Origin of the sequence: Rheinheimera metallidurans (genome assembly GCF_036983985.1) — a bacterium.
Taxonomy (GTDB): Bacteria; Pseudomonadota; Gammaproteobacteria; order Enterobacterales; family Alteromonadaceae; genus Alishewanella; species Alishewanella metallidurans.
The window spans coordinates 14,872-39,361 of sequence record NZ_JALAHQ010000006.1 but is presented as its reverse complement, the minus strand read 5'-3'; the positions used below and the strand labels follow the sequence as shown (position 1 = coordinate 39,361).

Here is a 24,490-nt window from a genome sequence, read left to right as displayed (position 1 = left end):
TATGCTAACAAAACGAGAGAAAGTAGCCTATGGCCTAGGCGATACGGCCAGCAATATTGTGTTTCAGACCGTCATGCTATTTTTAACGTTTTTCTATACTGACATCTTTGGTATTTCGCCAGCGGTGGTTGGTAGTCTATTTTTGTTGGTGCGCATTGTTGATGCGGTAACCGATCCACTAATGGGGGCTATTGCGGACAAAACCCGCAGCAAACATGGTAAATATCGGCCTTATTTATTGTGGTTGGCCTTACCCTTTGCACTGTGTAGTGTGTTGGCTTTTACTACGCCTGACCTATCCGCTAATGGCAAAGTTATCTATGCCTTTATTACCTATACCTTGTTAATGCTGGTTTATACCGCGATTAATATTCCCTATTCGGCACTGGGTGGCGTGTTAACTAACGATCCAACCGAACGCGTGTCGGTGCAATCGTACCGGTTTGTGTTTGGTATGTTAGGTGGCTTGTTAGTGACGGCTTGCACGCTGCCGCTGGTAAGTTATTTTGGTAACGGCGACAATGCTAAGGGTTATCAGTTAACTATTGCCGCCATGAGTGCGCTGGGTTTAGTGCTGTTTTTAGTGTGCTTTGTTGGTACCCGCGAGCGAGTACATACTCCGGTTAATCAGCAACTCACCCTGCGTAGCAGCTTTGCTTCGCTGTGGCAGAATGATCAGTGGCGTATTTTATCGGTGGCGGCATTTTTTCTTTTAACCGGCATGGTACTGCGTAGCACCTTAGCTATTTATTATGTGAAGTACTTTTTAGGTCGTGAAGATCTCATCACCGCCTTTGTTACCTTAGGTATGCTTGGTAATATTACCGGCTGTGCGCTGGCACAGTGGCTTAGTCAGTATGTTGATAAAGTAAAAGCCTATATCGGCTTGCAGCTTATTGCTGCGCTTATTTGTGTGGTTAGTTTTTTTATTGGCAGTGAACAGCTAGTGTTAGCTTTTATACTGTATTTTCTTTGGGGCTTTTTTTTACAAATGGCTACACCGCTGTTATGGGCAAAAATGGCCGATGCGGTTGATTATGGCCACTATAAAACCGGTGTGCGCATTACGGGTTTAGTGTACTCATCAGTGGTATTCTTTATTAAGCTGGGTTTGGCCTTAGGTGGTGCTTTAGCTGGTTGGCTATTGGCATATTATGGGTATCAAGCCGATATCGTTCAAACTGAACAAACTCAGAACGGCATTTTACTCAGCTTTACTTTGTTACCCGCGCTGGGGTCGGTATTAGTGGCGTTAGTGATGAGCCGCTATCAGTTAACAACTGCGCGGGTGCTAGCTATTCATCAGCAACTGGGCGCTGGTGCAGCTCAGCAAGAGCATGCTAAAGTTAGCAGCTAAGGCAAATAACACAGGCAGGCAATGGCGACTATTTATCAGGTTTCAGAATTAGCAGGCGTGTCACTGGCAACTGTATCACGGGTAATGAATAACAACGCCCGCGTTAGTGATGCCACCCGAGCCAAGGTTGTCGCGGCAATGGATCAGTTAGGTTATCGGCCTAATTCAATTGCTCAATCGCTGGCATCTAATCGCTCTAATAGCGTCGGTATCTTGGTGTCTGAACTGCATGGCCCGTTTTATGGTGAAATGCTAAGTGGCATAGAAAACGAATGCCGCGCTGCAGGTAAGCACGTTATTATTGCCGCAGGGCATAGTGACGTGGCCAGTGAAAAAGACGGTATTGAATTTTTAATTAGCCGTAGCTGCGATGCCTTAATTTTGCATGTTGAAGCTGTATCCGACGATTACCTAATACAGCTAGCTAAAGGCAGTACGCCCATAGTGCTAATAAACCGTTATATTCCGCAATTAGCAGATAACTGTATTCGTCTAAACAATGAATTAGGTGGTTATTTAGCCACTTGCCAACTGCTACAGCAAGGACATACTCAGCTAGCTTATATTTCTGGGCCAATGTGGAAAAGTGATGCTAAGGACCGTTATGCCGGGCACGTGCGCGCAATGGCCGAGCAGGGTTTAAGCATAAACTCACAGCTATTTGCCGAAGGTGACTTTCGTGATAGCAGCGGCAGTAAGTGTATGCAGCAGTTACTAGCTAAAGCCCTGCCATTTACTGGCTTGGTATGTGCAAACGATGAAATGGCCGCGGGTGCGATGGAAGTGGCGCGCGAGCATGGTTTACGCATGCCGCAAAATTTATCTATTGTTGGTTTTGATAACCTAATTTTGGCGCGTTACCTATACCCTAAACTAACCACTATCGATTATCCGATTGGCGAAATGGGACGAATGGCTGCGCGCTGGGTGTTAAAGCATATCTATCAGCAGCAAGCGTTACAGATTGAAAATGTGTTTGAACCCGCAGTGGTGTGTCGTGCATCAGTTGAAGTGGTGCCTAACTAGCACCAAGCCAAACCCGGTTGCAGTAATTCTATACCGCCGGCTTGCCAGCCCCACCAAGCTAGCCCTAGTGCAAGGGCTAGTAATAGTACAATGCTAATTACCGCTATTTTTCGCCAATACTTTTTCATGCAGTTACCAGCTTGGTTGTTGCAGCCTGCTCTTTAATCGGTAAGTTAAGTACTGCAGCTATTACGCTTAAGCCAATTGAAATATACCAAACTAGATCATAGTTACCGGTTTTATCATAAACATAGCCACCAAACCAACCGCCTAAAAATGCGCCAAGTTGATGAAATAAAAATACGATACCACCTAGCATCGACAAATACCGCACACCAAAAATACTGGCAATCGTGCCATTAGTTAGCGGTACGGTTGATAGCCAAAGTATACCCATGGCCATACCAAAAGCGTATGCGCTCCAATTACTAAGCGGCAGCATTATAAAGGCAATAATGACTACTGCGCGTAGCGCGTACAGCCCGCTTAGTAGTAGTGGTTTAGATAACCGCCCACCTAACCAGCCTGCGGTATAAGTACCAAAAATATTAAATAAACCAATTAACGCCAGTACAGTAGTGCCAACTATTGGCGCCAAGCGCATATCCACTAAATACGCGGGTAAGTGAATACCAATAAATACCACTTGAAAGCCACAAACAAAAAAGCCTAGTGATAACAACCAAAAGCCTTTGTGCGCAACCGCTTGGCGCAGGGCTTGCTCAACACTTTGTTCTTCACCTAAACAGCTAGGCGATGACGGCTCTTTTAGCATTAAAGCTAGAGGTACGATTAATAGAGATAATATGCCCAGCACCGTTAGTGCACCGGCCCAACCCATTTGGGTAATTAATAGTAAGGTGCCTGGCAGCATAATAAACTGGCCAAAAGAGCCAGCAGCACTAGCAATACCCATGGCCATACTGCGCTTTTCTACCGGCACGGCACGGCCAATAGCACCGAGAATAATGGTAAATGACGTACCAGATAACGCCAAGCCAATTAGTACACCCGCGCTGAGAGCTAAGGTAGTGCCGCTATTAGCCATCGCCATAGTAACTAGCCCCGCAGCGTAAAAAAGCCCGCCAGCTAGCACTACTTTTCTTGCGCCTATACGATCGGCAAGTGCGCCTGTTAACGGCTGAGTTAAGCCCCAAACAAGGTTTTGTAGCGCAATGGCCAAGGCAAAGGTTTCACGGCCCCAGCCAAACTCGTCACTCATTGGCGTTAAAAATAAGCCAAAACCATGACGAATACCCAGCGCTAGCGTTAGCACTAAAGAGCCACCCAGCATAATATAGAATGCAGACTGCGATCTGGACGACGCACTAAACGACATAGTTACTTCACCTCAAGATTAAGGCGCACAGTATACCGTTTTCATCGCTCCAATGTTATTGGCTTTAAGTCTAAATAGGTGCAAGCGTGATAAAATGACCAAAGATGATTAACCCTGTAGTCTATAAAAATATTAGCCAATTTTGAGGTTATCTATGCAGCAAAACGGATCGGTAATAAATAATGAGCCAGCAACTGGCCTTGTACAAAGTGCAGAGTTTAAGCAGTTTGCGGGCTGTTTGGCCGAGCAGAAGTTGGCTTATCATGCTGATCCGGTGCCATCGTATAACCAGCGTATTGCCGATTTAAATGCACTTCAAGCATTAATCCGCGATAACGAAACCGCATTAGTTGACGCGGTAAATAGTGATTATGGCAGCCGTTGTCGTTTTGAAACCCGCTTTTCTGAAATTTTAATGGTATTAGAAGATATTGCCCGCACTAAAAAACAGCTAAAAAAATGGCTGAAGCCACAAAAGCGACATATCGATTGGTTGTTATTTCCTACCTCAAGTTGCTCGGTTATTGCCCAACCTTTAGGGGTGGTCGGTGTAATAGTGCCGTGGAACTTCCCTATTATGCTGTCGTTAGCGCCACTGGTAGCTATTTTTGCTGCCGGTAATCGCGCTATGGTAAAGATGTCAGAAAACTCTGAACAGCTGGCGCAATTATTAATCAAGCTAGCGCCGCAATATTTTCCAGCGCATAAATTGCAGTTTTTTGCTGACAATAACGGCAGCGGGCCGGCCTTTTCTGCTCAGCCATTTAATCATTTGTTTTTTACCGGTTCTGCGCAAACAGGCCGTGCGGTAATGGCCAGTGCAGCAAAAAATCTTACGCCAGTAACCTTAGAGTTAGGCGGAAAATCACCCGCTGTTGTTGCACCCGATTTCCCACTGCATAAAGCCGCTGATCGCATCTTGTGGGCAAAAGCCTTTAATGCCGGGCAAATATGTACCAACGTTGATTATCTGTTTTTACCCCATGGTAGCGAAGCCGAATTTACCGAGCTGGCGCAAAAGTTAGTTGCCAAACGTTACCCCGACATTAACCATAATGACTACACCGCAATAATTGATGAGCGTTCGTACCAGCGCTTACAGCACGCGCTTGACGATGCTATTGCCCAAGGTGCCACTGCAGTAAATTTAATGCCAGGGCAGGTGTCTGAGATAGGGCTGCGTAAGTTTCCGCTAACGTTATTGTTTAATGTTAGCGACAGTATGTTAGTGATGCAGCGTGAGATATTTGGCCCGCTATTACCCGTAAAAACCTATAGTGATCCAAAAGACGTGGTGCACTATATTAATGCGCAACCAAGGCCGCTGGCGTTTTACCCATTTACCAATAATAAAGCCTTACAGCAGTTTTATTTGCAGCAGGTAATGTCAGGCGGAGTAACCATTAACCATGCTATTTTGCACGTTAGCCAGCACGATTTACCCTTTGGTGGTGTTGGCGAAAGCGGCATGGGGCACTATCATGGTTTTGAAGGTTTTCAAACCTTCTCGAAGTTACGGCCAATCTTTAAGCAAGGCGCTTATAATAGTGTCAGCATGCTGCTGCCACCCTATGGCTGGCTAGCGAATAGACTAACCGACTGGTTAATTAAACTAAAAAGCTGAGTTGCCGGGGAAGCTACAACCAGCCTTTTTGTCGTGCAATACGTGCTGCATCTATCCGGTTAGCAGCGTGCAGTTTACTTATGGCTTCTGACAAATAATTACGCGCTGTGCCTTCGGCAACATAAATAGCCGCCGCTATTTCGGCGGTACTTTTACCTTCTGCAGCTAAGCGCAGTGCGCGGCGCTCTTTGTCGCTAAGTGGGTCTTGCTCACCTAATGCTTGTAGCACTAATTCACCGTCAATCACCCGTTTACCGGTTAATACTTGTTTTAACGCTGCACTTAATTGTTCTATCGGCGCGTCTTTTAATAAAAAGCCACTTACGCCAGCATCTAAAGCGCGTTTTATATACCCGGCGCGACCAAAGGTGGTAATAATCACCACTTTTAATGTCGGTAAGTTTTTTTGCACATACTGGGCTAGCTCAATGCCACTTAAACTCGGCATTTCAATATCGGTTAGCAATAAATCAAAAGTTTGCTGCTTTAGTAAGGCTAATGCCTGCTCGCCATTGGCGGCTTCAGTTACCTGATAACCTGGTTCTAGGTTTAATAGCGCCGCCAGTGCGCCTCGCACCATAGCTTGGTCCTCGGCTAATAATAATTTCATGCCTTATATCCCTAGGTTAATGGCAATTCTATGTGGATTTTACAGCCATTATTAACACAAACAGCGATGCTGGCATTTAGTGCGTTAAGGCGTTCTTCAATACCTATTAAACCATTGCCGACAGATATAGCCTCAACTTGGCCATTATCAACAACTGAAATTGTAAGCCGTTGGTTTAATTGGCTGAAACTAAGCTGACAACTGCTACCACTGCTGTGGCGCAACACGTTGGTTACTAGCTCCGTTAACACCAGAATAAGTGCGGTTTCGCTGCGCTGATCTAATGTTGGTACTGTGCCCTGTAATTCGGCGTTAAAGCCGCCGTCGCGCAGTCTAGCTAATAGTTTACTTACTTCAGCTGCTAGCCCCTGATGTTTATAGCCGGACACGCTTTGCCGCACTTGCGACAAGCTATCTCGGGCAATCTGGCTTAGTTCTGTCAGTTGCACACGAACGGCATCGGGCCGCTGATTATCTAATAGCTTGATTGCTAAATCAGCCTTAAGCGCAATGCTAGATAAGGTGTGGCCTAAAATGTCATGTAAGTCACGAGCAATACGTTCACGCTCTACAGTCGTTGCTAATTGACTAATTTCATCTGCGCTTTTTTGTTCACGTTGCTGATGAAATAAACGCTGGCGCTCAACGCGGCCAAAAAAGCTAACACCTAAAAGTATAGGAATGCCCATAGTTAAAAAATATGGCCAGTGCAGAGTTAAGCTTAAATCTAATAACACCAGTAATAGTGCTAATGCACTGATAGACAATATATATTGGCGAAGCGGAAATGCTAAAGCAATAAAGAAGCCCGCATAAGCAAACATGCTGATTGAGCCTGGGTTAATAGGGGTAATAAGGCTGGCGATAATTATTATGCCCAGTATGGGTTTATGTATAGCAGAAAATTTACTGCGGTAAGCTGTAAAGTAACAGAATAAAAATATGCCTAATGCAGCTGCCATGCTTAAGTATTGCCACCATTTAAAGCTTGCTACAAATAATGGTAGAAAGTAAAAAATTAAATTAATCAGATATATCCACGCAAATTTTTGTTCAGTTTTTGTGTAAATACCTTGATTTGTTTCAGCCTGCATATTTCACCTAGTGACGTATTCTGAGTTAGTAGTCTCTTATATAAAGAGACGCTTTCTTAGTGTTCTTTGTCAGTTTTTTTAATGACAACTGTCATGTTAAAGCGGTGACATTTGTTTGCGATTTTATTGATCCTATTAGGTTAGCCTGTTGGTAGCTGAACGGCAGCTATTAAATGAATAGGAACTGTTATGCAAAACAAATTAAAAACAACGCTAAAAAATCTTAATGCAGTAATGCTAATAACAACAGCTGCTTTGCTGCAGGTTAGCACGGCTAATGCACACACTGAAGTTACTACAGCGGCTGCTAAGCAGGTGCAAGCCAGTTGTCAGTGTTTTTCTGTACAAGTATATGGCCAAGGCCCCGCTATAATACTTATTCCAGGCTTAGCATCATCGGGCGTGGTATGGCAAAGCACGGTAGAGGCATTAAAAGACAAATACCAATTACATGTGCTAACTTTGGCTGGTTTTGCCGGTGTTGCGCCGCTGGCACAGAAGCATTGGCCGCATGGCTATATTGCAACCCAGCAGCAGGCTATTCTTGATTATATAGAACAAAACAAACTAGATAAGCCCATTGTTATTGGCCATTCGTTAGGTGGGTTTATAGCATTGTCATTAGCCGTAAATAACCCAGAGCACATAACTGCAGCAATAAATGTTGATGGTTTACCGGCATTGGGTGAGTTGTTTAAGCAATCGGCAGCATCGTCCTTTGAGGCACCAAACAATGCCTTCGATCCAGTGGCGATGGCAAAAAGTATGACAAATAACACGGATTGGCAGCAACGTATTGTCGCCGATATGAAGCGCTCTGACGGTATGACTAGCGGCCGAGTAATGGGCGAGCTTATGCAGCAAGATTTACGTCCAGTGCTAAACAAAATAACCGTACCGGTTTTAACTTTAGGCGCGTTACTAAATGGCGCACCTTATAGTACGCCAGAGCAAGTACAAGCTAGCTATGAAAAGCAGTTAGAAAATGCGCCCAAAGCCTACCACCAAATAGTTTATGCGCCAGATTCACGGCATTTTATAATGGCCGATGCACCCGAGTGGCTAAATAGTCAGATTGCACTGTTTCTGGCAAAATTGCCGGTTACTTATTAAATTAAAGTTTAATAATGTTTAGCTTATACAGCACTAAGTTGTAACTAAAAGAGCGGTCGTTAAGCCGCTTTTTGTCTTAAGCGATAAAACGCAGGCCGTATTGGTTAATTAAACGAAAAAGCTGAATTAGTTTTGTCGCAGGCTAAGCCGGTATATGTCGCCCTGTATTGGCGGCTGTTTTACAAAATAGATGTCTTGCTGCCAAATACTGAAATGCCTCACAAAACCGGGCATTTCAGCTAGTAATAGTTCTTGTTGATGGCTAGCTAAATGGTAACGATAAATACCTTCATTCGGCTGATAATAATGCACTACGCCATCGTCTAGTTGCCAGTTTAACCAGTTTATTTTATCAAACTGCGCTAGCACTAATTGCTCATCGTTATCAGTTAGCGACTTGCGCCATAATCCGTCTTGATGATAACGCGTAAAGTAGAGTTGCCCCTGCCACAATTGGCCGCTGTAGCCACCCTGTTGGGTTAATTGTTGCTCGGTACCGCTAAGCAGGTCGTATAGCCATAGCTGCCAGTCACCGCTGCGATTACTACTATAAATAACACCTTGATCATTGTTCGCCCAATTTACTACGGCTACCTGTTTTTCTGCGGATAATAATAATGAAACTTTACCCTCAGGCAGGCTAACCGCGTATAAGGCATCGTCTTTAGCCAGCAGTATTTGGCTATCGTCGGCTGACCAGCTTAACCTCGCAAAGCTCGGAGTACCGGGTAGCTCGGCTAATAATCGTTCTGTACCGCTGGCATCTTTTAACCAAAGTTGGTGCTCACCTTCACGAGTAGTTAAAAACGCGAGCTGCCTGCCATCATTAGCTATGCGCGGCATAATGTCTAAACGAGAGCTGTTAATAACAGGTGTTAGTTGGCCTGACGCGTCTTGTCGCCAGATATCACTACGTTGCTCAACAGAGCTAAAAAATATCGCATTAGCGCTTACCGCCAATGATTGAATTGGATCGGCAGACTGATAAGCATCTAGCAGCTGCTGTTGGTGATAGTAATACAGGCGTTTGTTATCACTTAGCAGTAGCTGAGCGTTATGCCAAGCGAGTTCTCGTATGGCGATGTCTAATTGTTGCTGTTGCACTAACTCGCCAGTCTCCGCGTTAAGAAAAAGTAATAAGCTGCTATTGGGTGCTAAATAACGGCCAACCGCTAGTACGCCTTCAGCTGATACCGCAAGCGCTAAATCACCTAATCCGCTGTAACTGTTTGCTGGCAAGGTAAGCTGGCGCGTCGCACCGGTGCGCACGTTAAGCTGAAAAATTTTATAAGGCTTAGTGTTGTCGGTGCGTTGCCGATAATAAATACGGTTGCCGTCAGGGTGCCACTGTATCTTTAGTGTGCTTGCTAGAGTACATGCAGTTAAGTGCTTTAGTGCTAAGGTTGTTATATCCAGCAACACAAGTTCGCATTGCTGTTGGTTGTAACGCGCGTATACAGCTTGCTGCCCGTTTGGGCTTAAGCTAGCAAAAGCACTGTTCTCGCTGGCTGGTGTTAGCGCAACATGCAGGTTATTAGCCAGCGTATTTAACCAAACTTGGCTGTTACCATTGCTAGCTTGACGATGATACAGCAAGCTACTGCCGCCAATATCCACGCTAATATCAACCTCTGCACCATCAAAACTAGTGTGTGGCGCGGCCATACCCACAACGCTAACAGGCAAAGCCGGCTGGGATGGTATTAACCAAATAAGCACTAATATGGTTAATATCGCACAGAGCGCAACTGCCGTAGCAAACCTTAATTTCAGTTTCAGTTTCGGCTTAATTGTTAATATTGGCTTGCCCCCACCTGGTGGCGTGGCTATTTCTTGTACTGCCGGCTGCAGTCGGTAGCCTAATTTAGGTAAAGTTTCAATATATTGGCCGTTGGGATCTAGTTTAGCCATGGTTTTTCGCAGCATTGAGACGGCGCGGTTAATTGCGCCATCACTGACTATTCTGCCCTGCCAAGCTTGAGCAATAAGTTGATCTCTAGTTACCGGCTGCCCATTGCTGGCCAATAAACAGATAAGCAGCTGATATTGCCGTGGCTCAAGATAAAGGCAGGTTTCATTACAGCAAAGCCGGCGGTTAGCCATATCGAAAGTTAGCTGGCCAAACAGCCTATGAGTTTGGCTAGATGCCGTTGTAGTGTCAGTCATTCTATACTCGGTAAGCTTTCCATCACAAAAACATCATCGTTATAGCCATGAGAAGCCGCTGTCTTTTTTATAAACTAAAGCCTGATTACATGTTAACAGGAAAGTTAAATGAAACGACAAATGATCACAAAACTAAGCCTAATTGGCACAGCGCTATGTTTGTTAAGTGGCTGCTTCTCAGCTGATAGTAATAAAGACCCTGTCGCTGAGAATGAGCATGTAACTGAAAGCACTATGCTGGGGCAGCGCAGCTACTTGCTTAAGCTTCCGGCAAATTACCAGCCTGAACGACAATACAAATTACTATTAGCGTTTCATGGCTCTGGCGGCCGAGCTAGTCAAATGCAAACTATGGCGCAATTTGAGCGCGCAAGTAACGATTATATTGTCGCCTATCCTAATTCAAAGGAAATTGAATGGAATGAAGGCTGTGATTGTAATATTGCACATCGAAAAGGCGCTGATGATTTAGGTTTTGTCGATAAGGTTATTGCCGATATTCAATCTAAACATAAGTTAGCAGAAGGTGAGATCTATGCTGCAGGGTTTTCTCAAGGAGGTTTATTTACGCAAAATTTAGCCTGTAACCGCAGTGAAACATTTAAAGCGGTGGCTGTTGTTGCTGGGTCAATGTCGCGTCAATTAGCCGATAGTTGTGCGCCAACAAAGCCGGTTTCTATATTAATGCTGCATGGTGATGCAGATTCTGTATTGCCTTATAACGGCAGTAATCATGCTAACTTTGGTTTAATTAGCTCGCCACAAGCCATTTTGCTGCATGCTAATTTACATAACGGTTTGCCGTATCCACTCAAAAAAGCGCTACCAAATAATAATGCTGAGTTAATTAGTTACACTAACGGCCAGCAAAAGTTTCAGTTAATGCGCGTAGAAAATGGCAGCCATAGTTGGAGTTTTAGTCAGCTTGATACGACAGATAAAATTTTGGCGTTTTTTGCCAACTTAAGTCAGCCTGAGCTGCCACAACATTCTATGCAGCTAACGGTAAAAGATCAGCAATTTCACGTGCGTGCTATGGGTAGCGATAACCCAGGGCCAGCCGTGGTGTTGTTAGCTGGGCCCAACCAAAATTACCATAGTGATAGTGCCTGGTTTGCTGCATTACAGCCATTATTAGCGCAAAAATACCGAGTATACAGTGTTGATCGATTGGGTAATGCCTTTAGTAGCACCGCGGATACTCTGTCATATCGCCGTTTTGCTGACGATTTAGCCGCAGTGTTGCAACAATTAGATGAACAACAAATTGTACTCTTAGCCTTTTCTAGCGCTAGCATTAGTACCCGTTGGTTTTATCAACAATATCAGTCGCAGTTTGATATAAAAGCCATGCTGTATGTTGACCCAGACATTCCATTACCGCATTCGTTAAGCCTGTATCAGGCCTACCCGGCCGACTGGTATTTGGCTAACTTGGCAGAATTGCTGCCACATATAGCCACCGGAGCATGGAAAGAGCGGACTTTAGCCAAAATTCAGCAAGAGCGCGAGCTTGCCGAGCAGCTGGTAGCCGAACATAAAGAGTTAATGGACTGGCAATACTTTGAGCAAATTAGCCAGCAACGTTTGCTAGTGCCACATCAGCAGGCGCGTGCCCGTGAAATAGCAGCCTATATTGCGGATTTAGATAGCTACGCCCAGTTAGCTATGGTGACCAGCGTGCCAGTGTCGATTATTGACAGTGATTTTGAGTTAGCTGATACCGATAATGCGACGCCAGAAGAGTTGCTTGCATTAAAGTTGTGGCAGCAAGAAGGCAGCAATTGGAGTAAAGAACAGGCCTCTTTGTCGAATGGTCAGTATATTGCACTAACCGACAGTGAGCACTTAGTGCCATTGCAGCAACCTTACACAATACTGCAAGCGTTAGATTGGCTATTTGCTCAGCTGCAATTGCCCTAAATTAGCGCTTTCACTTTATAGCTTTGTGCAGCAACCCACAACGCGGCCATTAGCCGTGTTGTGTTGATATTAAGCAATAAAACGCAGGCCGTACTGGTTACCTTTTTGCCAGACGCACTGCGCGGTATTGTTGCCAAAATGCTCGCAGTCAATACTGAGGCTATCACCTTTATGTAGCTCGCCGTTAAACTGAATGCGTGCGCCACTACCTTGGCTAAAATCTAACAGCTGGCAGTTGGCGGTAACGGTGTTTATAGTTAATTTTGCCTCTGGAATGTTGTTAGCTTGAAAGCGAACTTTATGGCGACGGTCGGTTAGTTTATCTGCCTGCGGAAAATCGGGGTTTGCTGGTCGATAGCTACTTTTGGCCACTCGCTGGTACACACTATCGTGAATACTAACATTTATTGGTGGGTTAGCTGGGTCACCATAGATATATCTAACAGACTCACCTCCACCCATTTTTTCTAGTAGTTTGTAGCTAAAAGAATAAGAGTTATGTGGTGACATACTAAGGTCAGGTTTGCACTGCGCGTCTAAATAGTGCTGATTAAACTCTAACCCCAAGGCCAGCGCCTTACCAACCATCCATTGTAACGCTATGTCCGATAAGCCACTTTCTGTATAGCCACCACCGATATCGGAGTGGGCACCGGCAAACCAGCATTGCTCCATATATTGATCGTCTTGCAGCGTACCTGTCCATAAATCAGGTTGAAACGGTCCGCGACGCTCGTCAAGTGCTAATGCATGGTAAGCATATTTCACTTGGGCACAAATACGGGTATTAAAAAAGCCAACCCAGTTACGGGTAAACTTACCCAAAAAACGTGTCGGCGCGCCCAGCGCTCCCACAGTATCGAACACGCCTATCATGCGAATATCTGGCCGATAATTATCAGCATATAAGGCTTCAGGTCGTTTATCTGGTTCAGTACGATAATATTTATAAGCTTGCTTTAATTTATCTAGGGTGCTTTTTTCTAATAAGCCCACGGCATTTACTAAACCGATAAAGGCGCGGGCGGTGTATGCGCCACGACTAAAGCCAAAGGTATAAATTTCATCGCCTAGTTGGTAGTTATGGGTTAAGAAGCGATAGCAATCGAGGACGTTTTTTTCTAAGCCGCTACCAAAGGCACCCCCGATAAAACGGTCAAACTTACCACCGGTGCCGACACCTTGGTCATAAAACACTACCTGATGTACGCCATCTTGGCTAAGTGGCGCTATACCTCTAACAAGCTTGGTAACGTTAGTTGGAATTTCATCGGGCTCGTTCCACGTGCCATCACAACAAATAATAATACGTTTTGCGTTTGCCATAGCCATTCTCCTAAGCAAGGAACTTGGTCATATCGCAAAGCGATAACAGCGCCAATACTGTCTGAAGTATAGTTTATATCCGTGGCTGTGAAAGTAATACGAAAGGCAGTAGAGATATTAGCGTTGAGACAAATAAACTAATAATAGAGCGTTAAACTAAATAACTGCCGGCATTGTGCTCAGCAGCTGTTTTTTAATTCAGTTTTTAAGTAAAGGTGACCCCATTAAGCGCCGCTAAGTTTTTTCTCTAACTTCTCAATTTTTTCTTGAGCTTGCTCGCGGTAGCGCGTTAATCGCTCAATGGTAGCTGCTGCGTTATCTTTAACAAAGCTAACTTGTTGTTCGAGTTGTGAGCGCTCTTTTTTCAGTTTGTCTTTTTCTAACTGAATGTCTGCGACTAGATCGCGGTGTTGCTGTAATTCTTCGCGTAATTGGCGAATTACTTCGCGTTGTTCCGACTGATGATTAGCCGTAATCGCGCTTTGCTCTTTTAGCATGGCGTTATTGTTACGCAGTTGCTCTAGCGTAGCCTGAATATCCTGAGAGTCATCTATCTCGGTAGATTGCACGTTTTGCATTGCATCCAGCTGTTCTTGTGCCTTAATGGCATTGTCGCGCTGTACTTCTGCTTCGCGTTTTATGTGGTCAAGCTCTTTGTTTAACTTAGTGAGCTGCTGGTTTAGTGTTTCAAGTTCTTGTTCTTGCTGCGTGATGGTAGCGAGATCTTGCTCATTACTTGTATTGGTTTCAAGCGCAATACTAGGTTCTTGTTGCTGGTTTTGCTCTAATTTACTTAACGCCTGATCGCGTTCCGCCGTAAGCTGTTCAACTAACTGTTGCGCACTCGCAAGCTGTTGTTGTGACTCAGTTAACTCATGAATTAAAGTATCATTATTACTATCGCTAGTGGCAACAGGTACAGCGGTATAATTACCCGACTCTTGCTCTTCTATTGCCCGTTGCGCTTGTTCTAACTGCGCTTGTAATCTTTTAGTTAGTGCTACAGCTTGGGTTTCAGTTTTAGTTGCTTGATGTAGTTTATTTTCAAACTCGTTTAGCATGGCTTGTAGTTCGGTAACATCATGCTCGCGGGTTTGTAAGTCTAATTGTGTCTTTTTACTGGCTTTTTGCGCAGCATCAAGCTCTGCTGCTACCTTAGCTTTTGATTCTTCCAATAGCTTTACTTGCTGCTCTAGCTGTTCTTGAACTTTTATTTTTGCTTGTAGTGGTTCTAATTCTTGCTCTGCGCTGGCCAATTCGCTTTGTAATTGCTGAAGCTTTTGCTGATTAAGCTGCTGCTCATTCTGTAATTGCTCTTCTAGTTCGTCTTGCGCTTGCTGAGCAGCGATTAATTTTAACTGCAATTGTTCTGCGTCGTTTTTAGCTTGTTCAGCTTCTTGTTGCGCTGCACTAAATTGCTGCTGTACATGCTCTAGAGTAGCTTTACTTAAGGTTAACTCTTGCTCAGCTTGAGCAATTATTGCTTGTTGTTCGGTCAATCGAGCTTTGGCTTCATCTAACTGCAGTTGCTGAGATTTACTTAATGCCTGCGCCTGATCACGGTCTTCACTTAAACTAGAATATTTTTCTGCTTGAGTAGAAAGCTGCTGCTGTTGCTGCTGTAAACTAGATTCCAGTTCTGATTTTCGTTGCTGTAGCTGTTCAACTTCAAGCTGTAATTCACGATTATGCTCAGCGGCAAGTATTTCCGCTTGCATAGCTTGTTGCAATTGTTGGTTAAGTTGGTCGGTTAATTTTTTGGCATGCTGTTGAGACTCGCGCTGAAACGCAGTAACAAAATCTTCGCTGAACATACTTTCTCCAGACGTCGGCGTTGATGCTACATTAGCTTGTTCATTACGCCACTTTTGATAGTGTACGACTAGGCTAGCTTGAGCCCCAGGAACCTGAGAAATTAAATAATCTAGTGAAACAGGCTTGCCTGTTTTATGTAAGTCATCGCAGATTTTCTTAATTTCACTATATTGCATTGCTCTACATCCAACCAAGTTGGGAACAAAGCCCAACAATTACCAATAAATAAATATATAAACATTCTAAGCGCTTTTTCGTTAAAGCCAAATTTTAATTACATTTTCTTTGCATATTTGGCTTCTAACCGCTAGATTGCTGTATATAAAAACAGTGTGGTGTTGCGATGAAACTTTATATTGCTGAAAAGCCTAGTTTAGGTAGGGCGATAGCTGCTGTTTTTCCTGCTCCTCAGTATAAGGAAAACGGCTACATACGCCTTGCCAATGGTGATGTTGTAAGCTGGTGCATAGGCCATTTATTAGAGCAAGCAGAGCCTGAAGACTACAACCCTGATTTTAAGCGCTGGCAGGCAGCACAACTACCTATAATTCCAGACAAATGGCAGTTGAAGATACGCAAGTCGGCAGCGAAACAGTTGGCTGTTATTAAAAAACTGTTAAAACAAGCAGATAGCATTGTACATGCCGGAGACCCTGATCGTGAGGGGCAGTTATTAGTTGATGAAGTGCTTGCCTATTGCGGTGTTACAGGTGAAAAACTGGCCAACACCCAGCGTTTGCTAATTAGCGATCTTAACCCGCCCGCGGTAAAGCGCGCATTAACGCAGCTAAAGCTAAATAAAGAATTTGTACCTCTGTCTACGTCGGCGCTCGCCCGCAGCCGAGCCGATTGGCTTTATGGCCTCAATATGACCAGAGCTTATACCTTACAAGGGCAAAAGGTTGGGTATCAGGGGGTTTTATCCGTCGGTCGCGTGCAAACACCGCTATTAGGCTTAGTGGTGCGGCGTGATAAAGAAATAGCTGACTTTGTCTCTAAACCGTTTTATCAGGTACTAGCCGAGTTAGAAACTGAAGATAAGCAGCAGTTTAGTGCGCTGTGGCAGCCTAGCGCGGCTTGTGTACCCTGGCAAGATGAAGATGGGCGAGTTTTGCTGAGGGCGTTAGCAGAAAGGGTACAGCAAAAAATTAGTAATCAGCCCGCGGTAGTGAGCAAGTTAGAGCACAAAGATGGCCAGCAATCAGCACCACTGCCCTATAGTTTATCCGCACTGCAAATTGATGCAGCCAAACGTTATGGCATTACCGCGCAGCAAGTGCTTGATAGTTGCCAGCAATTGTATGAAAAACATAAACTTATTACCTATCCGCGTTCAGATAGCCGATATTTACCTAAGGAGCAGCTAAAACAAGCGACTGCGGTATGCCAAGCAATAGCCAGCAATGACCATGAACTGGTCTCTGCAGTAGCGCAGGCTAACACCCGCTTAGTTAGCAAGGCGTGGAATGATGCAAAAGTAACGGCGCACCACGCGATTATTCCTACCGAAAAGCGACAACCACTAAACCGACTAAGTACAACCGAGCAGCGGTTATATCAACTTATCGCTCGGCAATACTTGGCCCAGTTTTATCCTGCTTTTTGTTACACCGATAGCCGTGTTGAACTAACCATTGCTGGCGGCTGCTTTGTTGCTAAAACCAGAGTTGAGCTAAGTGCCGGTTGGAAGCAGTTATTTCGCAATGATAGCGAACAAAAAAGGCCGGCAGATAGCGCAGAGCAGATACTGTCGCGACAAGCTTTACCTAAGTTGCAGCTGGGGCAGGAATTAAGCTGCATTAACACCCAACTGTTAGAAAAGCAGACTACGCCACCACAAGCATTTACGGATGCGACTTTATTGGCCGCAATGACAGGTATTAGCCGCTATGTTTCTGATGAAGCTGTGCGCAAAATTTTACGTGATACCGATGGTTTAGGTACTGAGGCCACTCGAGCCGGTATTATCGAATTATTGTTTAAGCGAGGCTATTTAATTCGGGTTGGCAAGCAAATTCAGGCAACGGCAACCGGGATTGCACTAATTAATGCTTTACCAGCCGAGGCTGTGTTACCCGATATGACGGCGCGTTGGGAGGCGGCATTAAATGCAATATGCCAGCGCGAACAAAGCTACCATGCATTTATGCAACCGTTGCTGTTACAGCTAACCCAGCTGGTTAATGGTGCTGCGGCGATTTGTCCAAGTGTTGTTATGGCTGCTAAAAAGCCACGTTGGCGTACTAATAAATCGGCGACTACGAATAAATCGGCTAAGCAAGGTCGTTATAAGTATAAAACCACAGCGGTTCGTAAAAGTAATTAATTGTTATCGCACTGGCTTTTGGTTTATTGCCTGATTTATGCTGCAGGACAAATTATGGAGAACAATGTTATGTCAACCAAAGTATTTAAAACCCTGCTGGCTACTTTAGCCATAGCAGGTAGTAGCCTAACACAAGCGACGATAGTAGAAGTAACGACTAACTTAGGTAAGTTTGAAGTTAACTTATATGACGAAACTACACCGACGACAGTGCAAAATTTTCTTAACTACGTTAGCTCAGGTCGATATAACGGTACCGTTATTCATCGGTCAGTACCGGGTTTTATTGTGCAAGGCGGTGGTTTTGTATTTGACGAAAAGTTGCCATTAAAAGCCACTACTACCAATGCTGCTATTGTTAATGAACCTAAGTGGTCGAATGTGCGCGCTACCATTGCGATGGCAAAAGTAGGGGGTAACCCTAATAGTGCTACAAATCAATGGTTTATTAACTTAGCGGACAATGCGGAAAATTTAGATCGGCAAAATAGCGGTTTTACCGTATTTGGCCAAATTAGTGGTGCCGGCATGGAAGTTATTGATGCTATTGCTAAACTTCCGCGCTATAACTTTAATGGTATTAGTGATTTACCGCTACGTGATTATAGCAATACCGATCGTGATAATAACAAGCCGTTAGCGACCGCTAACTTTGTTACTATTGAATCAGTTGTAGTGGTAGACCCAAGAGCAAATACGGCCGCGGGGTTAACACTGGCGCCGAACATAGGGCCTGCTCCAGAAAGTAGTGGCGGTAGCTTTGGTTGGTTGCTGTTACCACTAAGCTTATTAGCGCTGCGCCGACGCAAGTACTAAATAGAAAAAACGGCGCTTTAAGCGCCGTTTTTATAATCTGTAACATGTCAGAACTTAGTCGCACTTATTTAGCTAAAAACGCGTAGCCTGCTAAAAATGCCGTTTCTTGAAATATTTTTAGTCCGGTTTCTTTAAAGTCGACAGGTATTGGATAGCGCTTTATTTTTTCTTTTAACTCGGTGGCACTAATAATAGTGCAGTTGCAGTTTTCTATAAGTTGCAATGCGGTTTCAATTTTAAAACCTACCGCACCACCAGCAAACTTACCTTTTTGCGGCCGCTCTTTAATAACCAACTGAGTAACTTGGTAATCTTGAATAAATTTGGCAAAGGTAAACTGAAAATGCCGCATTTGCTGCTGATCTTGATCTTTGCTTAAGGCAAAGCGATTTTGCCTACAGTCGGGCAGTTCAAATAAACCGTTATTTAATGTCATTAGACAGATTATTGCTTCGCTGCCCTTAATTTCGATACCGCATGTGCGCATAAAAAGCTCTCTGTTTAAGGTTTAAGTAAATTGTCATAATTGTTTTCAATCACTACGCAACTTTGTTTTAGCGGGTCACCAAACAAAATTGGATTAAAGTCGTTATTTATGCAGTAGTTACGATGAAACTTTTTTATATTTTCGATGCTGCTACTGGCTTTTTCCAAGAAAGCTCGCTGCTCCTCGCCCCATTGTTCCGACAAGGTTAATAGTTGTTTCTGTATTTTGCGTAATGCCGCATCTTTGTTGTCACCGGCAGAGGGCACGTTATCCTGAATCAGTGCGTATAACTGATCTCGATATGGCCTTAGCATATCAGTGTCTGAAAATGTAATGAGTAACAACACAATTACCACTAGCAAAAAAAACTTTTTCATTACTTTATACCTCAAGCTACTTTGTGGCCATTGTATCGAATAGTAGCGCAGACTGCATCGTAGCAAAAAGATATCTGTTCGTTTTCAGTGTTGTTTACACAGCTTACTCTAGTAATTAACGCGGTTGCCAATTTTGCTGCAAAAACCATCTAATTGCTGTCAGAATTATTTTACACATAAATTTTGCCTTGTTGTAGGTCAAAAAAATCAGCACGTAAGCTGTTATACTCTGCAAATCTTGCAACCGGCAGTAATGGGGTCATCGGTGGATCAGCAAAAAATAGATATTAAAAATATCCCAGTGCATGTAGAAGTACACACACCTGACGCAGCTAAAACGTCAAATTACAAACCAAGAGATCGGATATACGTGCGTGCTGTTAAAGGTTTGCACCAACTTATTCGGCGTTATATTGGCTTTGCGTTTTTAGGGCTATTTATGCTGTTGCCATGGCTTAAATATGACGGTAATCAAGCCATTTTATTGGATATAACAGAGCAGAAATTTAATATCTTTGCCTTAACCTTATGGCCGCAAGACTTTACCATTCTAGCGTGGATTTTTATCATCGCCGCTTATGGGCTATTTTTTATCACCGCATTTTATGGTCGCGTGTGGTGCGGTTATTTATGTCCGCAAACGGTATGGACCTTTATTTTTATTTGGTTCGAAGAAAAAATACAGGGCACACGTAATCAGCGAATGAAGCTAGACGCCGATCCTTGGACGGCAAGTAAATTTTTTAAAAAAGCAGCTACTCACTTTTGTTGGCTAGCGTTTTCGCTGCTTACTGCACTTATCTTTGTTGGCTACTTTACGCCAGTCGATACGTTATTTATTGAGTTTTTCACTTTTGAAGCCGGGTTTTGGGCGGTTGTTTCAGTATGGTTTTTTGCGCTATGTACCTACGGTAATGCCGGCTGGATGCGTGAAATTATGTGTACGCATATTTGCCCTTACGCTCGTTTTCAATCAGCAATGTTCGATAAAGATACTTTTACGGTAACCTATGATGAAAAACGCGGTGAAAACCGAGGCCCGCGTAGCCGTAAAGATAAAGACTACAAAGCCAAAGGCTTAGGCGATTGTATTGATTGTAATCTTTGTGTGCATGTTTGCCCCACCGGTATTGATATTCGTAACGGCTTGCAGTACGAATGCATTAATTGCGGTGCCTGTGTTGATGCTTGCGACGACACCATGAATAAAATGGGTTACCCGACAGGCCTTATTCGCTACACCACTGAGCACAGCTTAAATGGCAAGCCGACGCGCATATTAAGGCCCAAACTGCTGGGATATATTCTGGTGCTGGTTGCGGTGACGTCAGCCTTTATTTGGACTTTATACACCCGGGTGCCGCTGGAAATGAATATTATTCGTGACCGAGGCTCATTGTTCCGTTTAACCGACACAGGTTTAGTTGAAAATACCTACACCTTAAGTATTTCTAACAAATCGCAGCGAGCAACGGTGTTTGATATTAGCGTTGCTGCTGAAATGAGTTTCCAGTGGATTGGTATGCAACAAGTTAGCTTACAAGGTGGTGAAACGCGCAGTGTTACTATTAGCTTGGCGCTAGATCCCTACAGTACTGAGCTAAATACTATTCCTGTTACTTTTACCGTACAACAGCAAGGCGAAGCTGATGTGCAGCTACAGCAATCGACTAAGTTTTTTCTAGGCAGTCGATGAGCGTATTTGATTTTAGTACCCTACAGCCAGATCTGATCCTTGATGCACTTACTCATTGTGGTTTAGATGTTAGCTCTGGCTTGTTGGCGCTAAATAGTTACGAAAACCGAGTTTATCAGTTTAGTGCCTATGTCGCGGATGGGCTGCGGCCCGAGAAATATGTCGTTAAGTTTTATCGACCACAACGTTGGACCGAACAACAGTTATTAGAAGAACATAGCTTTGCCTTTGAGTTAGCTGCCGCCGATATACCTGTCGTTGCACCGTTTGTCATTAATGGCCAGTCGTTGCAGCAGTATATGGGGTACTATTTTGCCTTGTTCCCCAGCCGTGGTGGCCGTACGCTTGAAGTGGATAACGACGAGCAGCTGGCCATGTTAGGACGCTTTTTAGGCCGACTGCATTTGGTGGGCAATGCGAAAAAATTTGTACATCGGCCAGCCTTTACTATTGAAAGCCAGCTATTACAAAGCCAGCAAGTACTTAACGCCTTACCTTATATTCCTAGTTATATACGTCCAGCTTTTGATGCGGTGCTAGAACAAGTTATTGCGCTTTGTATTGCGCAATACCAACCAAAACGTATGATCCGTTTGCATGGCGATTGCCACGCCGGTAATTTATTTTATGTCGACCAAGGGCCGTTTTTTGTTGACTTAGATGATTGTCGCAGTGGCCCGGCAATACAAGATTTATGGATGATGCTATCAGGCGACCGCCAACAACAACGCGACACGCTAGAGCTAATGCTAGAAGAATATGAGCAATACTACGAATTTGATCCTGCAGAGTTAAGGCTCATTGAGCCATTAAGAGCTATGCGGATGGTGCATTACATGGCATGGTTAGCGCGCCGTTGGCAAGACCCCGCTTTTCCAATGAACTTTCCGTGGTTTGCAACAGACAAATACTGGGAACAACAATGCTTGGTGTTAAAAGAACAATTGTTTTTTCTCCAACAAGCCCCTCTTTCTTTAGTGCCAGATTACTGAGTTTTTGTTAAGCTGCGCTAGCAAGCTCATGCTGAGGACAACGCGCATAATGAAAAATAAATTTATTTTAATACTCGCTTTACTAACTTCGCTTACCGCTTGCGCTGAGCCAAGGTTTGTCGAAGGCAAGCAATACGACGTGGTTGCCGATACTCAAACTACAACACCTGAAGTTAAAGAGTTTTTCTCGTTTTACTGCCCGCATTGCTATCAATTTGAACCATTTATGCAAAATGTAGAGCACAAACTGCCAGAAGGTACGGCGTTTAAAAAAATGCATGTCGATTTTATGCGCTCTGCACCGCCAGAAATCCAAGAGTTATTAACAAGAGCCTATGTGGTTGCTAATTCGCAGCAGCAAGGCGATAAAATAGCTATGGCTATTTTTAATCATATTCATCGAAACCATGCGGTGTTTAATGATGCGGCTGACATTCGTCAGCTGATGTTGATTAACGACTTAGACGCTAAAGTGTACGACCAAGCGCTGCAAAGCGCGCAGGTTACGGCGGCGGTTAAGCAAATGAAAAACGAGCAAAATGACCTCGCTGCGCGCCGAGTACTAACTGGGGTGCCTATGTTACTGGTTAACGGTAAATATAGAATTAACCTTGGCGAGTTGGACGCGCATAATATTGAACAAGAGTTACAAGACTTAATTGCATTTCTATTAGAAAAATAGCCATAAGGGTATAACAACAGATGAAAAGTATATTTATCGCGTTAGCATTATTATTGCCACTAACCAGTATCAATGCGGCAACCTTTGTTGAAGGTAAGCACTATGAAGTTATTGCAGCTAAAGCTTCGCCTAAGGCTGAAGTAAAAGAGTATTTTTCATTTTATTGTGGTGGTTGTAATGCATTTGAACCGGTAGCACAAAGCGTAGCGAAAAAACTACCCGAGGGTGTTGAGTTTAAAAAATCTCATGTCGACTTTATTCGCGCAGCCTCACCTGAACTACAAAATGCGATGACACGCGCATATATAGTGGCGAAAGGCTTAGGTAAGGGTGACGCTATTGCTAGTGCATTCTTTAATCAAATTCATCGTAATCGTGCGCCATTTAGTAATGAGGGCGAGATCCGAAGCTTAATATTATTGAATGATATCGACGCTGAAACCTATGACAAGGCGATGAAAAGCTTCTCCGTGCGCGGTGCGGCTAGCCAGATGAAAAAAGAACAAGAAGAACTGTCAGAAAGCCGGGTGTTAAATGGTGTACCCATGCTAATTGTTAGCGGTAAATACAAGATTAATCAGGCGGCATTAAACCGCAATAATTTAGAAACTGAATTACTAGAATTAATTAATTTCTTGCTAGAAAAAGAAAACGCCGCTAGTTAATAATTACTGCGTACAACCTAAAGTGCGCTAAGTACTTTGCTGTACTAAGCGCAGTTAGAATAAAGCAGGGTAGCAAAGTATTTGCTACCCTGCTTTATTTTTATCGACAGCTTCATAATTTAGCCAATGTTAACAAGTGCGGGCGCACTGTAACCGAAAGTGGCATTCGTTTTGCTTTTTGGTGCTTTTAATTTACATTTAGAAGTGTGATCTGTATGATGCGCGCCGTCATCACCAACTTAGAGAAATTTAATAATGGCGCTAAAATACATATTACCAGTAATTGCAATTACTGCAGCCGCAGCGGTGTCTGCTGAAGAGTACCAGGTTTTCACTGGTCTGAACGTTGACCACGTGCGCTTTGCTGGCAATAGTCAAAATATCTGGAGATTAGAAGGCCAGTATTTTTTTGATAAAAAACAAACTTTAGGCCCATTAGATCAGTTTGAATATATCAATAAAGTAACTAACGTTAGTGCCGGATTCGCTCGCGCATCTGGTGCAAATAGTTGGATTGTTGGTGGTGAATATTTCACTGATAATAAGTTTGTTGTATCTGCTCGACATACGCGTAATGGTGATTCTGATGCAACGGCAGTTGGCATCGGTTATTTAATTTCTGATGATTTTTTGGTTAAAGCTGAAGCAATAAAACCAGAGGAAAGTAGTACCGATTATCTGTTTTCAGCTAAATATAATCACCGATTAGCAGGTAACGACTATATTGGTTTTAGTGCATACACTAATGATGACTTTGATGTATATGGTATCGGTAGCAAATACTTTGCTAGCTTAGACGAAGGCCGTTATATCGCTGCAGGTGTGTCTATCGATCGTAGATTCGATGACACATTTTGGGATGCGCAAGCAGATTACTACTTCTCTAGCATGACTTCAGTCGGTGTTTCTTACGGTAAAAGCGATTTTTATAGTTTAAATGCCAAGCATTACTTTAACCAAAACTGGGCATTACAAGTTGCGTACAGTGGCAATGCCGACAACTCTGAGCTTAAAAGCTACAATGTTGGCGTAACTGGCCAGTTCTAGGTTTTATTA

21 protein-coding genes are annotated in these 24,490 nt (G+C 43.8%); 12 read left to right on the top strand and 9 right to left on the bottom strand.

What is annotated here, in order from left to right; translation table 11 throughout:
* Position 1: 1 nt before the first annotated feature.
* A complete protein-coding gene (locus tag MN199_RS13615) occupies positions 2 to 1,357 on the top strand; it encodes an MFS transporter (RefSeq protein ID WP_335739802.1) in 1,356 nt (451 codons plus the stop codon).
* A 21-nt stretch (positions 1,358 to 1,378) separates the two neighbouring features.
* Positions 1,379 to 2,383, top strand: a complete 1,005-nt coding sequence (locus MN199_RS13610; RefSeq protein WP_335739801.1) for a LacI family DNA-binding transcriptional regulator — start codon at positions 1,379 to 1,381, stop codon at positions 2,381 to 2,383.
* Here MN199_RS13610 and MN199_RS13605 read toward each other — a convergent pair.
* Both MN199_RS13605 and MN199_RS13600 read right to left on the bottom strand, forming a co-directional pair.
* On the bottom strand, positions 2,380 to 2,511 hold the full coding sequence (locus tag MN199_RS13605) for a hypothetical protein (RefSeq protein WP_335739800.1): 132 nt from the start codon (positions 2,509 to 2,511) through the stop codon (positions 2,380 to 2,382). The genes MN199_RS13610 and MN199_RS13605 overlap by 4 nt on opposite strands.
* Entirely contained in the window at positions 2,508 to 3,722 is a 1,215-nt protein-coding gene (locus tag MN199_RS13600) for an MFS transporter (protein WP_335739799.1), read from the bottom strand. Before MN199_RS13600 ends, MN199_RS13605 begins: the two co-directional genes overlap by 4 nt.
* Positions 3,723 to 3,876: 154 nt before the next feature.
* Between MN199_RS13600 and MN199_RS13595 the strand changes: the two genes are divergently transcribed.
* Positions 3,877 to 5,346 carry a coniferyl aldehyde dehydrogenase gene (locus MN199_RS13595; protein WP_335739798.1) on the top strand — a complete coding sequence of 490 codons (1,470 nt, stop codon included), beginning with the start codon at positions 3,877 to 3,879 and terminating at the stop codon, positions 5,344 to 5,346.
* A gap of 13 nt (positions 5,347 to 5,359) precedes the next feature.
* Here MN199_RS13595 and MN199_RS13590 read toward each other — a convergent pair whose 3' ends face one another.
* Both MN199_RS13590 and MN199_RS13585 read right to left on the bottom strand, forming a co-directional pair.
* Positions 5,360 to 5,956 (bottom strand): response regulator transcription factor, encoded by a 597-nt coding sequence (locus MN199_RS13590; protein WP_132586532.1) that lies wholly within the window; start codon positions 5,954 to 5,956, stop codon positions 5,360 to 5,362.
* A gap of 11 nt (positions 5,957 to 5,967) precedes the next feature.
* A complete protein-coding gene (locus MN199_RS13585; protein WP_335739797.1) occupies positions 5,968 to 6,918 on the bottom strand; it encodes a sensor histidine kinase in 951 nt (316 codons plus the stop codon).
* Positions 6,919 to 7,239: 321 nt separating this feature from the next.
* On the opposite strand from MN199_RS13585, the gene MN199_RS13580 reads away from it, so the two are divergent.
* Positions 7,240 to 8,163, top strand: a complete 924-nt coding sequence (locus MN199_RS13580) for an alpha/beta fold hydrolase (protein WP_335739796.1) — start codon at positions 7,240 to 7,242, stop codon at positions 8,161 to 8,163.
* A 126-nt stretch (positions 8,164 to 8,289) separates the two neighbouring features.
* Here the strand turns inward: MN199_RS13580 and MN199_RS13575 are convergent, their stop codons facing one another.
* Positions 8,290 to 10,329 (bottom strand): winged helix-turn-helix domain-containing protein, encoded by a 2,040-nt coding sequence (locus MN199_RS13575; protein WP_335739795.1) that lies wholly within the window; start codon positions 10,327 to 10,329, stop codon positions 8,290 to 8,292.
* A 108-nt stretch (positions 10,330 to 10,437) separates the two neighbouring features.
* Here MN199_RS13575 and MN199_RS13570 point away from each other — a divergent pair, with 108 nt between their 5' ends.
* Positions 10,438 to 12,252, top strand: a complete 1,815-nt coding sequence (locus MN199_RS13570) for an alpha/beta fold hydrolase (protein WP_335739794.1) — start codon at positions 10,438 to 10,440, stop codon at positions 12,250 to 12,252.
* Positions 12,253 to 12,321: 69 nt separating this feature from the next.
* On the opposite strand, the gene MN199_RS13565 is transcribed toward MN199_RS13570, so the two are convergent.
* On the bottom strand, positions 12,322 to 13,578 hold the full coding sequence (locus MN199_RS13565; protein WP_335739793.1) for a DUF2235 domain-containing protein: 1,257 nt from the start codon (positions 13,576 to 13,578) through the stop codon (positions 12,322 to 12,324).
* Positions 13,579 to 13,802: 224 nt separating this feature from the next.
* Positions 13,803 to 15,569, bottom strand: coding sequence for a coiled-coil domain-containing protein (locus MN199_RS13560; protein ID WP_335739792.1), 1,767 nt, complete (start codon positions 15,567 to 15,569; stop codon positions 13,803 to 13,805).
* 167 nt (positions 15,570 to 15,736) lie between these two features.
* Between MN199_RS13560 and MN199_RS13555 the strand changes: the two genes are divergently transcribed.
* Together MN199_RS13555 and MN199_RS13550 are read left to right on the top strand one after the other, a co-directional pair.
* Positions 15,737 to 17,719 carry a DNA topoisomerase III gene (locus MN199_RS13555; RefSeq protein ID WP_335739791.1) on the top strand — a complete coding sequence of 661 codons (1,983 nt, stop codon included), beginning with the start codon at positions 15,737 to 15,739 and terminating at the stop codon, positions 17,717 to 17,719.
* Positions 17,720 to 17,788: 69 nt separating this feature from the next.
* Complete coding sequence (locus tag MN199_RS13550; protein ID WP_335739790.1) at positions 17,789 to 18,535, top strand: peptidylprolyl isomerase; 747 nt, start codon at positions 17,789 to 17,791, stop codon at positions 18,533 to 18,535.
* Positions 18,536 to 18,599: 64 nt separating this feature from the next.
* Here MN199_RS13550 and MN199_RS13545 read toward each other — a convergent pair whose 3' ends face one another.
* Together MN199_RS13545 and MN199_RS13540 are read right to left on the bottom strand one after the other, a co-directional pair.
* Positions 18,600 to 19,022: a DUF3010 family protein gene (locus tag MN199_RS13545; RefSeq protein WP_132586516.1), complete on the bottom strand. Its 423-nt coding sequence runs from the start codon at positions 19,020 to 19,022 to the stop codon at positions 18,600 to 18,602.
* A gap of 14 nt (positions 19,023 to 19,036) precedes the next feature.
* Positions 19,037 to 19,399, bottom strand: coding sequence for a hypothetical protein (locus MN199_RS13540; protein WP_335739789.1), 363 nt, complete (start codon positions 19,397 to 19,399; stop codon positions 19,037 to 19,039).
* Positions 19,400 to 19,664: 265 nt separating this feature from the next.
* Between MN199_RS13540 and ccoG the strand changes: the two genes are divergently transcribed.
* The 5 genes from ccoG (at position 19,665) to MN199_RS13515 (ending at position 24,481) form a co-directional block, all read left to right on the top strand.
* The gene (gene ccoG, locus MN199_RS13535; protein ID WP_335739788.1) at positions 19,665 to 21,095 is read left to right on the top strand and encodes a cytochrome c oxidase accessory protein CcoG; all 1,431 of its coding nucleotides are present in this window, start codon (positions 19,665 to 19,667) and stop codon (positions 21,093 to 21,095) included.
* Positions 21,092 to 22,087 carry a serine/threonine protein kinase gene (locus tag MN199_RS13530; protein WP_335739787.1) on the top strand — a complete coding sequence of 332 codons (996 nt, stop codon included), beginning with the start codon at positions 21,092 to 21,094 and terminating at the stop codon, positions 22,085 to 22,087. Before ccoG ends, MN199_RS13530 begins: the two co-directional genes overlap by 4 nt.
* 49 nt (positions 22,088 to 22,136) lie before the next feature.
* The gene (locus MN199_RS13525; protein ID WP_335739786.1) at positions 22,137 to 22,769 is read left to right on the top strand and encodes a thiol:disulfide interchange protein DsbA/DsbL; all 633 of its coding nucleotides are present in this window, start codon (positions 22,137 to 22,139) and stop codon (positions 22,767 to 22,769) included.
* A gap of 20 nt (positions 22,770 to 22,789) precedes the next feature.
* On the top strand, positions 22,790 to 23,434 hold the full coding sequence (locus tag MN199_RS13520; RefSeq protein WP_335739785.1) for a thiol:disulfide interchange protein DsbA/DsbL: 645 nt from the start codon (positions 22,790 to 22,792) through the stop codon (positions 23,432 to 23,434).
* A gap of 255 nt (positions 23,435 to 23,689) precedes the next feature.
* Positions 23,690 to 24,481 (top strand): putative porin, encoded by a 792-nt coding sequence (locus tag MN199_RS13515; RefSeq protein ID WP_335739784.1) that lies wholly within the window; start codon positions 23,690 to 23,692, stop codon positions 24,479 to 24,481.
* Positions 24,482 to 24,490: the final 9 nt, after the last annotated feature.